The 12115-nt window shown below is 43.4% G+C and carries 9 protein-coding genes and 1 tRNA gene; 7 read left to right on the top strand and 3 right to left on the bottom strand.

The window, feature by feature from the left end:
- Positions 1-188 precede the first annotated feature (188 nt).
- The 3 genes from GYX26_RS05840 to GYX26_RS05850 all read left to right on the top strand — a co-directional run bounded on the left by GYX26_RS05840 (position 189) and on the right by GYX26_RS05850 (position 3752).
- Positions 189-980: a basic amino acid ABC transporter substrate-binding protein gene (locus GYX26_RS05840; RefSeq protein ID WP_100091418.1), complete on the top strand. Its 792-nt coding sequence runs from the start codon at positions 189-191 to the stop codon at positions 978-980.
- 179 nt (positions 981-1159) lie between these two features.
- Positions 1160-2161, top strand: coding sequence for an FAD-binding oxidoreductase (locus GYX26_RS05845; protein ID WP_174828484.1), 1002 nt, complete (start codon positions 1160-1162; stop codon positions 2159-2161).
- Positions 2162-2168: 7 nt separating this feature from the next.
- The gene (locus GYX26_RS05850; protein ID WP_174828485.1) at positions 2169-3752 is read left to right on the top strand and encodes a phosphoethanolamine transferase; all 1584 of its coding nucleotides are present in this window, start codon (positions 2169-2171) and stop codon (positions 3750-3752) included.
- Positions 3753-3997: 245 nt separating this feature from the next.
- On the opposite strand, the gene clpA is transcribed toward GYX26_RS05850, so the two are convergent.
- Both clpA and clpS read right to left on the bottom strand, forming a co-directional pair.
- Positions 3998-6292: an ATP-dependent Clp protease ATP-binding subunit ClpA gene (gene clpA, locus GYX26_RS05855; RefSeq protein ID WP_174828486.1), complete on the bottom strand. Its 2295-nt coding sequence runs from the start codon at positions 6290-6292 to the stop codon at positions 3998-4000.
- 148 nt (positions 6293-6440) lie between these two features.
- Entirely contained in the window at positions 6441-6746 is a 306-nt protein-coding gene (clpS, locus tag GYX26_RS05860) for an ATP-dependent Clp protease adapter ClpS (protein ID WP_174828487.1), read from the bottom strand.
- Between the two features lie 226 nt (positions 6747-6972).
- On the opposite strand from clpS, the gene GYX26_RS05865 reads away from it, so the two are divergent.
- Positions 6973-7176 carry a cold-shock protein gene (locus GYX26_RS05865; protein WP_025330479.1) on the top strand — a complete coding sequence of 68 codons (204 nt, stop codon included), beginning with the start codon at positions 6973-6975 and terminating at the stop codon, positions 7174-7176.
- A gap of 450 nt (positions 7177-7626) precedes the next feature.
- On the opposite strand, the gene GYX26_RS05870 is transcribed toward GYX26_RS05865, so the two are convergent.
- The gene (locus GYX26_RS05870; protein WP_174828488.1) at positions 7627-8862 is read right to left on the bottom strand and encodes a uracil-xanthine permease family protein; all 1236 of its coding nucleotides are present in this window, start codon (positions 8860-8862) and stop codon (positions 7627-7629) included.
- Between the two features lie 187 nt (positions 8863-9049).
- Between GYX26_RS05870 and GYX26_RS05875 the strand changes: the two genes are divergently transcribed.
- The 3 genes from GYX26_RS05875 (at position 9050) to GYX26_RS05885 (ending at position 12110) form a co-directional block, all read left to right on the top strand.
- Positions 9050-9125: transfer RNA gene (locus GYX26_RS05875), tRNA-Thr, on the top strand.
- Between the two features lie 571 nt (positions 9126-9696).
- On the top strand, positions 9697-10008 hold the full coding sequence (locus GYX26_RS05880) for a hypothetical protein (protein ID WP_174828489.1): 312 nt from the start codon (positions 9697-9699) through the stop codon (positions 10006-10008).
- Positions 10009-10430: 422 nt separating this feature from the next.
- Positions 10431-12110, top strand: a complete 1680-nt coding sequence (locus tag GYX26_RS05885; RefSeq protein ID WP_174828490.1) for an MFS transporter — start codon at positions 10431-10433, stop codon at positions 12108-12110.
- The last annotated feature ends 5 nt before the right edge of the window (positions 12111-12115 follow it).

Raw genomic sequence — 12115 nt, forward strand, 5'->3', positions numbered from 1 at the left:
TGTATTCGTGAAAACAGGATTATAACATTGCTAACCAGCCTCACAGTGCATGTATAAAGCTTGTGTCACCAGTTAAATATGTTACTATCAAGTCAGACATGGCAGTAAGGATGCATATTTTGTGGTGCAAACTGTTGTATGGATAGCAACCTTCAGCCAATAAATCTATCGGAACTCAAGGATTCATCATGAAAATCAAACACTGGCTGGCCGCTGCGGCCATGGGCTCTACCCTGATTTTAACTGCCTGTGGTGGCAGCAATAACAATTCAGCCTCGGCGCCTGCCCAATCTGCTGCTGACAAAACCTATATTGTCGGTACAAATGCGGAATTTGCACCATTTGAATCACGTACAGCGGACGGTTCATTAACAGGTTTTGATGTTGACCTGATGAGTGCAATGGCTAAAGCCGGAAATTTCAAGGTACAGTTTAAAGACCAGCCATGGGACGGCTTGTTTGCCAGTCTGAACAATGGCGATCTGGATATCGTGGCCTCGGGTGTAACCATCACTGATGAACGTAAACAGAGCATGACATTCACTGATCCGTATTTTGATATTTCCATGATGGTATTGACACCGAAAGCAAAAACTTTCCATTCGCTTGCTGAATTAAACAACATGCACCGTGTGGCTGTGGCAACAGGTCAGACTGGTGATCTGGCTGTTCAGAAAGTACTCGGTGCACAAAGCACCAAAATTGCCCGTTTTGACAGCGTCCCTTTAGCCATCAAGGAACTGGAAAACGGCGGAGTTGAAGCGATGGTATCAGATGGTGCGGTAATCAGCAATTATATAAAGGCAAATGGTGCAGATAAATTTACCATCAATAAAGTACCTGAATTCGGAGTAGACCATTATGGCTTTGTTGTACGCAAGGGCGATACAGCCACTGCGGAAAAGCTGAACGAAGCCCTGAGAAAAATTCGCGCCAGTGGCGAATATGACAAAATTCACGCCAAATATTTCTCGAATTAAGCTATTTAGTCAGTATCAGTTCAAGCCCGTTATCCTGCATAACGGGCTTTTGTTTTGCGACACAGCACTCAATATCATTTTTTTACCCACTCTGGCTTACAGGGCGGTTAGCGTCCGATTTGGCTTTTGTTTTGCTGCACACTAAAATAGCCGCTTTGTTCAAATAATCTAAAACCGGGATGAGTTATCAAATAACTGTTTTACCAGCTGGTGAAACTTATTGTGCAGAAAAGGGAGAATCGCTGCTTAATGCGGCAATTGAGCACAGCATAATGCTACCGCATGCTTGTAAAAGTGGCTGTTGCGGAGCCTGCAAAGCACGATTAGTCAACGGCCAAACTACCGAGATTAATGCTCAGGCAGCTCTGAATAGTAATGATAATAATCAGCAGGATATTTTATTGTGCTGCCAGAGTGCAGAAAGTGATATTGCTTTTTATCTGCCGAGTTATCAAGGTAAGAATAACCAGCCGGTGCAAACTCTGGCCGCACGAATAGATGATATCCGTTATTGTGCCAATGTTGCCATTGTCAGCCTGAAACTGGCACCTCAAAAGCATTTCAATTTTACTGCTGGACAATATATTGACATTGTTCTGCCTAATAATCTTCGTCGCAGTTATTCCATTGCCGGTTTTAATGCTGATACTCGGCAACTGGTTATTCATGTTCGCCGTCAGAATGGTGGTGTATTTTCGGAACAGTTGTTTGATGGCCGACTCCAGCCAAAAGATATCATTCATATTCATGGTCCGCTGGGCAGCTTCCAGTTAAACTGGCTGCATAAACCACTCATTATGCTCGCTTCCGGCACTGGTATTGCCCCAATCGAAGCAATGTTGGCTGCACTGACGCAACAGCAATACCAGCAGCCTGTATATGTATATTGGGGCGTGGCCGCTGAAGAGAATTTATATGATAGTGTTTTACTAGACAAACTCTGTGCCGGCCTAGCACAGGCGCAGTGGACGGCGGTATTATCGCGTGCATCAGCAACATGGCGAGGTGCTCAGGGATATGTACAGGATATTGCCTTAGCCAGACATCCTGACATGAGTAACTATGCAGTCTATGCCTGCGGAAATCCGCAGATGATTGCCCACGCACAAAATTTATTTACCAGCCAAGCCAGTCTGGCAGAAGACGCTTTCTTTGCCGATAATTTCACTCCTGCTGCCTGAGTTATTTATGAAACTGACACCACGTAAACATTACCTGCTGACTGTAGTACTCTTACTCATTTACAGCATTGTAATGATTTATGCGTTAGCCTATCCACCCAATCCAAACCGGATTATTGAAACATGGCTGCTTACTCTGCTGTTACAGCGTTTCTGCCCGCGACTGTGGCAAGGCCTAATGTGGTTAAGTGCCATTATTATTCTGTTATATCACCCCACCGCTGCTCTGTATGGACGGCCAAGTTTTGGTATTGTTGCCTCACTATTAAGTACCACCGCCAGTGAAGCAAGTGAATATATCAGTGCTATTTCATGGCACACTTATCTTGCTACTCTTCTGCTGGCATCCATACCATTATTTGTTGTACGCTTAAGCCGCAGTCTTGCCGCACCACGCTGGCGCGGCTATTGGGGCCTTTTGCTTGTCCTTATCCTTGTGCTGATGACAGCCCAGACAGCCCGCAAAGGCTATACTACCGGCGGTTTTGCCCTGCGCGCACAGCCAATAGAATTTCTGGCCGATGCCTATCTGCAACCTCGTGCCTACTTCGCTGAGCTGGCCAAAATGAAAGCAGACCTGGCCAAACCGGACAACTGGCAAATCAGCAGTAGCCATCAGATTTACCGTAACTATGTATTGATTATTGGCGAGAGTGCACGTGCAGACTATATGCACTTGTACGGATTTAAATACACCAACACGCCATTTCTGGATAAACATGCCAATATTGTTATGGACAATATGCTGTCTGCCGGGCCAAATACCCCCATCTCTCTATTACATGGCCTGACACTAAGCCATGGCAAACCATTCAGCATTCAGAATAATGTGATTACACTGGCCAAAAAGGCTGGCATGGATACTGCCTGGCTATCGAATCAGGGTGCACTGGGACAATATGATACTTCAATTTCCACCATTGCCCATCAGGCAAATCATGTTACCTTTCTGAAAACAACCGGCTATGACTTTGGTGAACGCAGCTTCGACTATCAGCTTGTTGCGCCCTTACAAAAAGTCCTTGCCCAGCCATTAACTACCTCGCAATCACGCCTGATTGTGCTGCACATTATGGGTTCACATCCTAATCCTTGTGATCGCCTGCCCCAGCTACCACATCTTTACGTAGAAAATAACAACAGTAACTGTTATATCGATAGTATCCGACAAACAGATAGCCTGTTAGGCCAGATATATGCAACACTACAATCCAGCGGCCAACCGTTCAGCATGCTGTACTTCAGCGACCACGGTTTAAGCCATGATAAAAACACTTATGAGAAAAACAGTATTGTGCGTTCCGCCAGCATTCTGCGCCATAACGACCATTTCTATCAAAACTATCATGTGCCACTAGTAGTTATAAACAGCGACCAATCCGGACAATTACACAATAAAGCACAACGCAGTGGTCTGGAACTTTTGGATGGAATAGCGCAGTGGCTGGGTATCCATACACCGCAATTACCTTACGGCGAGCAGTTTTTTAGTGTGCTTGACAGCACACAGCTTCGGGTTCTGGATTTCAATCAGCGCTTACAGTCTGTAAACCAGCTGCAAAGCGATCCATTACCCGCCAACTTGCGTTAAATTATTTTATTATCCTGCCGGTTTTCATTAATAAAACAAATCTCCCCGTTACATTTATAAACAGGGAGATTCGTTTTATGCGGGATTCTATCTGATTAATCCTTCTCATTTGATTTGTATCAAAACATTTATAATCAAAAGCATTATAATGAATTTACTTTGATTGGTTTCCTCTTGATGTGTGTGTTTAAGTGTGGCATCCTGCCACACTTTTTTTTATCTCTAATTTGGATTTTTTAACATAATTATTCAATAGCTACCGATTCAAGACTTTTACAGTCGGATAACTGCGAAGCTGAAAAATCCAATATCACTTCATCTGACTGCGGCAGATAATCAATAACCACATCACCACCTTCACTTAAGCGTCCGAACAGTAATTCATCCGCCAGCAATTTACGAATCCGCTCCTGAATCAGACGATGCATCGGTCGTGCGCCCAGTGCAGCATCAAAACCATGTTTGGCTAAATAAGTACGTAACGCCGGTGTAAATTCCGCCACTACGTGTTTAGTCAGCAGCTGCTGCTCCAGCGCCAGCAAAAATTTATCTACTACTTTGACAATTATCTCTTCATTCAATGCCTTAAATGGCACAATGGCATCAAGCCGATTGCGAAATTCGGGAGTAAAGGTCTTTTGAATCGCAGCCAGACTGTCCGCCTGCTCACGCTTTCCAGTAAAGCCTATATTAGGTTGAGCCAGCTCAGCTGCACCTGCATTGGTGGTCATAATGACAATTGCATTACGAAAATCTGCACTGCGTCCATTATTATCCGTAAGTTTGGCATAATCCATCACCTGCAATAATACATTGAACACATCTGGATGTGCTTTTTCAATTTCATCCAACAACAGTACACAATAAGGCTGTTTATTGACCGCATCGGTCAAAAGGCCGCCTTGCTCATAACCTACATAACCCGGCGGCGAACCAATCAGGCGCGAAACAGCATGTCGTTCCATATATTCCGACATATCAAAACGCAGTAGTGGTAAGTCCAGCAACTGTGCCAGCTGTCTGGCTACCTCGGTTTTACCCACGCCTGTCGGACCTGCAAACAAAAAACTACCAATCGGCTTATCTGACTGTTTCAAGCCGGAACGTGCCATCTTTATCGAAGCAGCCAGTACATCAATAGCCTGATCCTGTCCAAACACCCTAGCTTTCAGATTATCTGCCAGAAAACGCAGTACCTGTTTGTCGTCATGTGAGACTGCGGTTTCCGGAATACGTGCGACTTTTGCAACAATCGCCTCAATCTCTGCACGCCCGATAACTTTGCGTTGTTTGGATTTAGGTTGAATTTTTTGCGCCGCAGCTGCTTCATCAATAATATCGATGGCCTTGTCAGGCAAAAACCGCTCATTGATATAACGTGCAGACAACTCGGCCGCAGCCTGCAACGCTGCACGGGTATAACGCACCTGATGAAAATGCTCAAATGCCGGACGCAATCCCTGCAATATCTGTACTGTTTCCGGTACAGATGGCTCCACCACATCTATCTTTTGAAAACGCCGGCTCAAAGCATGGTCTTTATCAAAAATAGTGCGGTACTCCTGATAGGTTGTTGCACCTATGCAACGCATACTTCCCTTGGCCAGTGCTGGTTTAAGCAGATTGGAGGCATCCATCGTACCGCCAGACACACTGCCGGCACCAATAATGGTATGAATCTCGTCAATGAACAATACAGCCTTGTCCAGTTCACTTAATTCCTTGATAACTGACTTCAGCCGAGCCTCAAAATCCCCGCGGTATTTGGTGCCAGCCAGTAAAGCCCCCATATCCAGCGAAAAAACCACCGAGCCCTTAATGGATTCAGGTACCTTTTCATGTACCAGCAAATAAGCCAGTCCTTCCGCCAAAGCTGTTTTACCTACACCAGCCTCCCCCACCAGCAAAGGATTATTCTTGCGTCGCCGGCATAAAGTCTGAATCAGGCGTTGCATTTCCTCATTACGGCCAATCAGTGGATCAATCCGGCCAGCCAGCACCTCCAGATTCAGATTTACCGTATAGTGCTCTAAAGCTTTTATTTCCGCCTTGGCTGCTTCATTTTCATTGTTCTGTTCAGTATCTTGATCCTGAGTAAGATTAGGATTACCCAGAGTCAGATAGCGCAATACATCCAAACGGTTTACCGACTGTGATTCAAGAAAATACACCGCATGACTGTCCTTTTCCGACATAATGGCCACCAGTACATCTATCGGCGTCACTTCCCCTTTAGTCTGAGCTGCACGCACATGCACAATAGCCTGTTGCAAAACACGCTGAAAACCAAGTGTTGGTTGCAATTCTGACTTTTCCAACTCACTTTCTGATAACACCGGTGTATTTTCCTGAATACTTTGCTGTAACTGCTTGGCCAGCAGACTGTTGTCCACGCCAACAGCCTGCAACACCTCACTTACGTCTTCACTTTGCTGCAACAGGCCGAGCAGTAATTGTTCAATACCAATAAATTCAAAAGCATGGCCGCGAGCCTCGGCATAAACATACTGCAAAATTTTTTCAAGCTGCGCCGAAATCATATTCGACCTCCTGACAAAGTAACGTTATCAATTGTGACTGTAACCAAATTCATTCATTTACTTAAACATGAAGCATACAAGCTAAAATTCAAGTGACACCTAATAGAGTGTTTCATTTCACACATATATTTGACATAAATCAGCCATTTCACGCCTCTTCAACCAGACATTGCAGCGGAAAGCCGGCCGCCTCTGCCCGCGATAAAACCTGATTGCATCTGGTTTCGGCGATATCTTTCTGAAACACACCACACACTCCACGCCCCGATTCATGCACCATCAGCATGATGGCAATGGCCTGCGTATGTGGTAAATGGAATACATCTATCAACACTGCCACCACAAAATCCATTGGTGTGTAATCATCATTCAACAATACCACCTTATAGCGCTTTGGCGGCCTTAACATGGTTTCCTGATTCTGGCTAACAGTTTGTGTCTTCGTATTTGACATTGTGCATAAATCTACATGTATCTGTGGGTTTTTAGTAACGGTTTTAATAATTTTATCATTTTTCAGTAAGCTTGCTTGACGTTGCTTCTTAACCTATGTAAAAAGACTACTTAACAAGTCAGACATAGACTGCCAGACAAACTATTGTACAGTCGTTCACTACTTTGTTTGCCTTCCTGTGTCGCAAACTTGTTCTTTATTTTGTTTTTTATGTATAGGAAGTTTCATGGCAACTGGTATTGTTAAGTGGTTTAACGACGCTAAAGGTTTTGGTTTTATTACACCAGATGAAGGTGGCGAAGATTTGTTCGCACATTTCTCTGCAATCAACATGAATGGGTTCAAAACCTTGAAAGAAGGTCAACGCGTATCCTTTGATGTGACCACCGGTCCAAAAGGTAAACAAGCGGCCAACATTCAGGCAGCTTAATCTTAGCCGGTTGTCCGGTTAGTATAAAGATAGCGGCAAATGCCGCTATTTTCTGTTTGGTACTGAAAATACACTTATACTACTACCAGTAGCTCGTTATTTATCAATATCGTCTGTACCTGATGGGTGCAATTGGCCAGCCATGAATTCTCAGGCAAATCTGATTCAATCGGAATTCAAAACATCATCTAATTGTATCGATTGTCTCTGGCTGGCCTTTTCTAATTTCCATCTTACACACAATTCAAATTTATAGCTCCCGCTTACACCTGCTCCAGATAAACCGATTATTCGGTAATAAAAATTCACAAGCTGATATTTTTAAATATCACAGCGATCTCCTTATTTTGCAGTTACCCCAAAAACATAGTGCATCTGCCAATCTCAAGATACAAAAAATCGCAGTGCCCATGCAGCTGCGATTTTGCAATGAATTCAGGAAGTGACCAATCAGGCCTGAGAAGACGATTTGACTGGCAACAGTAAATTCAGCACTATCGCCAGCAAAGCACATAAGCCCACACCGGCAAATGCCATAGTGCCAATTTTTACCACCATACCACCAACACCCACAATCAGCACCGAACTCACAATAACCAGATTACGTGGTTCCATTAAATCCACTTTGGCATCAATCAACGTTTTCAAACCCAGTGAAGCAATCGTACCAAACAACAGCAGCATAATTCCTCCCATCACAGGCAGCGGAATGGAGCTGAGAAACGCATTAAACTTGCCAAAAAAAGCCATAAAAATCGCAAATACAGCCGCCCACGTCATAATTACCGGATTACTGTTTTTAGTAATCATCACCGCACCGGTTACCTCGCCATAAGTAGTCACAGGAGGGCCACCAATTAAACCGGCAATACACACCCCTAAACCGTCACCTGCCAAAGTACGATGCAAACCAGGGTCTTTTACATAATCATGGCCAGTTACCTTACCAATGGCCATAATCCCACCAATATGCTCGATAGCTGGCGCAATGGCCACGGGCAGCATAAACAGCGCTGCCTGCCAGTTAACTTGTGGTGTGGCAAAATGAGGTATTGCAAACCATGGCGCCGCTGCCATCGCACTGGTATCCACCATTCCAGTTAACCACGCCATAATATAGCCTGCAGCCACACCAATCAGGATGGGAATCAAGCGCATCATCTTGCTGCCAAATACCGTTACAATTACCGTTACCGCAAAAGTAAAACCCGATAAGAACAGCGAATGTGCATAATCAACTACCTGTTTGTCACCCGATCTGCCCATGGCCATATCACTGGCTACTACCGCTACCGATAGTCCAATCACCATAATAACCGGCCCAATTACTACCGGTGGCAGCAAACGGTGTACCGAGGCCAGCCCACGCCATTTAATCAGTGCGGCAAAAACAAAATACATAAAGCCAGCAGCAAACAGACCAAACATGGTAGAAGCCAGTCCCCACTCCTGCATGGCGTAAATAATCGGAGCAATAAATGCAAACGAAGAACCCAGATAAATTGGTACCTTGCGTTTAGTACAGATTTGAAACAATAAAGTACCAATACCCGCTCCCATCAACGCCAGTGCCGGGTTCAACCCCGTCAGCAGCGGTACCAGAACCATGGCACCGAATGCAACAAATAGGATTTGTGCGCCTGCAAGCGCAAGTTTGAAATGGTGTCCCACCCAGACACTCCCCATTAAATAAACAAAACCGTTTATTATAATATAGAGCGATATAAAAAATAGTTATAGTTTGTCGCCCGCAAGCTAAAGCTTGAATATTTTAATTAACCAAAAAAACAGCAGTTTATTTGTAAAATAAAAAAATAATTCTAAAAAGGGCTTGCGCAATTTAATTTTATTGCGCATAATGCGCATCTCTTTAGCCGGCATAGCTCAGTTGGTAGAGCAGCTGACTTGTAATCAGAAGGTCCCGAGTTCGACTCTTGGTGCCGGCACCAATTCCAAATATAGCGTAACTACTGGTTACGCTATATTTTTTTAGCTAAAGCAACTGTGCTCAATCAGGATTTATCTTTCTTGTTATGGCGCATTAGTTTTAGTTGATTACTTTGCTGGTTAGCCTAGTTAAGCAGAAAAATTTAATTTATAGCCTATCTTAAAAGTATCCTGACAGTTTTACCTTATTAATAATCAATAGAAAAGCGGGAAAAAACCTAAAAATTAGCTTGCTTTATTACCAAATACAATTTACATTTTAAAAACTTAAATTTTCAATCAGATGTAATTAAGAATGATTATGTCAAAAAACTACCTTAATCACACTGGCTGTTTTGAGTTTTTCAATACTAAATACAAATGCAACCTGCAAAAATTCTAAAAAGATAATGAACCACATTTATTGATATCTGGCATCCAACTCTAACATTGGACATCTCAATATGTATTGTGTCCCGTAAGGAAATTCTGAATATAGCATTTCATCAAAGTGGAACTATATATAATATATTGCCGAGAATAAGGTGTTTTTGACTTAACTGGCGGTGCAATTAATCATCATTGGTAAACAACATGGATAAAACAGACATCCAGCAGGAACATTTAGCTGAAATTAATACGCGGGCAAATGAACTGTTTGCTAATATTGATCAATTTGCCCAGGATCTTCAACGAATATACAACTTTTATCCAGATCTGACTGTATATGCATGTGCTTGCGCATTAGGCCATATATCAGGCATTAATATGTTAATTTATTCATTGAATTCCCAACTGGCACCGGCATATTTGCAAGGAACTGATTACAACGCCATTGTTGAACGAATCAGAAAGGAAAAAAAAGAATTTGACGAAGCCATTGCCAGGGATGTAGAAGAAAATTAATTTTTAAAAAGCTCCTTCATGAGCTTTTCTCTTTGCCAAATTTTCTATACCGCTCAGATACAATATGTTATTTATTCATCTAACTTACATAAGATACTAACACATACTCTTGGTTACACATAAATAAATTAGATAAATTGTTGTAACATATAAAATTATCCAAACATTCTTCACTCAATTATTGATAACCCGAAACAGACCGGATTATAAAACTATTATAAAAACATTAATTTAATCCACATTTTGCTCATATCAGGTTATGATTGCATTCATTAAACCATTGTTCGCAGAAACGAATATTTTGTTTTAAAATGATTCAGGCAATGCCTGAACTGTCCATCCATCTGGGTTTATTCAAGATTAATGGATGGCATTTTCAATTGTAGCTGCTAGAACAAATCATATATGGCAGTAAAAATTCCATGTCTCATACTACTTACCAGTTAAAACCGCATGAACGCCCCATGATGGCAGGTTCGCCCTCGTTCCCAGACCATCCGTGGCAACGGCGTGTTTGCTATGCCATCATTGGTGTACTTGTGGGTTTAACTGCCGGCTTTACCAATGGCATGATGCTGGCCAATATTCCGCAGATGCAAGGTTATCTGGGGCTGACGCCTGAACAGGGCGGCTGGATACAAGTATCCTATTACATGTTCAGTGCCATTATTAGCGTATTATTATTCAAAATCCGCCAGAATTTCGGCCTGCCGCGTTATGTAAGTTACATTATTCTGGGGCTGATACTAACCAATAGTCTACAGTTTTTCTTCCATAGCTATCATATGGAATTATTCGCCCGCGGTATGAGCGGGCTTGTAGGCGGCAGTTTAAACAGCATGGCCATGTATTACATGATGCAGGCCATGCCAACTATTCATCGCGCTAAAGGTATGATACTTGGTCTGGGGCTAACCCAGCTTAGTCAGCCGCTGGCAAGATTTATCTCTCCCCTGCTGTTACAGCACGAACAGTTTCAGCTTATCTTCAGCTTCCAGTTAGGGATGGCGCTGCTGGTATGCGCAGCAGTATGGCTATTGCCCATTCCCTCCGGCTATCTGGAAAAATCATTTGAAAAAATTGACCTCATAAGCTTTCCCTTAATGGCAGCCGGTATTGCGTTTATTTCTGCCGGAGCCGTACAGGGAAGAATTGTCTGGTGGGACAAAGACTGGATTGGCTGGCTGTTTGTAGCCGGTGTTGTATGCTGTATGCTTTCCGTTATCATTGAATACAATCGCAAACGGCCGATGCTTGATATCAAATGGATGATGCATACCAACGGAATGCTTCAAATTCTGATTTTCGGCTCACTGATTCGGGTTGCCTTATCTGAACAGAATATGGGTGCCGCCGGTTTAATGACTGTATTAGGTCTGAGTAATGACCAAATGATGCATTTTTATGCTGTTACTTCCTGTGGTGCGGCACTGGGGCTGATTACCAGCGTATTCACGTTCAAACCTACCGATATTAAATTACCTCTGGTTATTTCATTTGCCATTATTGCCATGGCCAGTTTTATGGAAGTCGGGCAAAATCAGTGGTCACGACCGGTCAATTTCTATATTCCGGAATTTATGATTGCCTTCGCCTCCCTGTTTTTCTTCGGTCCAGTAATGATGGAGGGGCTGATTCGGGCTATTTCAAAAGACTCGGTATACATTATGAGTTTCTCCGCAGTATTCGGTTTTTCCCAGACAGTTGGCGGACTGATTGGTTCGGCCCTGCTTAATGCATTTATCACTATCCGGACACGCATACATTTAATCAATAGTGCCGATGGTTCCTATCTTACAGACCCGCAGGTTAACCACCTAATCCAGCAAAATGCACTTGCCAGCGAACGTTTCAGCTTCGACAGCACATGGAATCATGCGTATGGTGCCAGCAAACTGATTCAGCAGGATAGCATGCTGGCACAGGTAGCCGCCTACAATGATTTATTTGTGACAGTCGGTATCGGTTCGTTAATCTGTTTTCTGGTTGTCGGCGCGCATCGCTGGTGGCATCAGATGCATGGCACCAATCCAATTGGGCGTGAGCTGAAAAATTTTGCAGCAGCCCGCCAGCGTGCGATGCAGGAACCGCCAAAACAATAATATAG

It is taken from the genome of Snodgrassella sp. ESL0253 (genome assembly GCF_013344965.1).
Lineage (GTDB): Bacteria > Pseudomonadota > Gammaproteobacteria > Burkholderiales > Neisseriaceae > Snodgrassella > Snodgrassella alvi_B.

What these genes read in the sequence shown, in the direction of transcription:
- GYX26_RS05880 (WP_174828489.1), top strand. Translation starts at nt 9,697, where the DNA reads ATGGATAAAACAGACATCCAGCAGGAACATTTAGCTGAAATTAATACG.
- GYX26_RS05885 (WP_174828490.1), top strand. Translation starts at nt 10,431, where the DNA reads ATGTCTCATACTACTTACCAGTTAAAACCGCATGAACGCCCCATGATG.
- GYX26_RS05845 (WP_174828484.1), top strand. Translation starts at nt 1,160, where the DNA reads ATGAGTTATCAAATAACTGTTTTACCAGCTGGTGAAACTTATTGTGCA.
- GYX26_RS05865 (WP_025330479.1), top strand. Translation starts at nt 6,973, where the DNA reads ATGGCAACTGGTATTGTTAAGTGGTTTAACGACGCTAAAGGTTTTGGT.
- clpA (WP_174828486.1), bottom strand. Translation starts at nt 6,292, where the DNA reads ATGATTTCGGCGCAGCTTGAAAAAATTTTGCAGTATGTTTATGCCGAG.
- GYX26_RS05850 (WP_174828485.1), top strand. Translation starts at nt 2,169, where the DNA reads ATGAAACTGACACCACGTAAACATTACCTGCTGACTGTAGTACTCTTA.
- clpS (WP_174828487.1), bottom strand. Translation starts at nt 6,746, where the DNA reads ATGTCAAATACGAAGACACAAACTGTTAGCCAGAATCAGGAAACCATG.
- GYX26_RS05870 (WP_174828488.1), bottom strand. Translation starts at nt 8,862, where the DNA reads ATGGGGAGTGTCTGGGTGGGACACCATTTCAAACTTGCGCTTGCAGGC.
- GYX26_RS05840 (WP_100091418.1), top strand. Translation starts at nt 189, where the DNA reads ATGAAAATCAAACACTGGCTGGCCGCTGCGGCCATGGGCTCTACCCTG.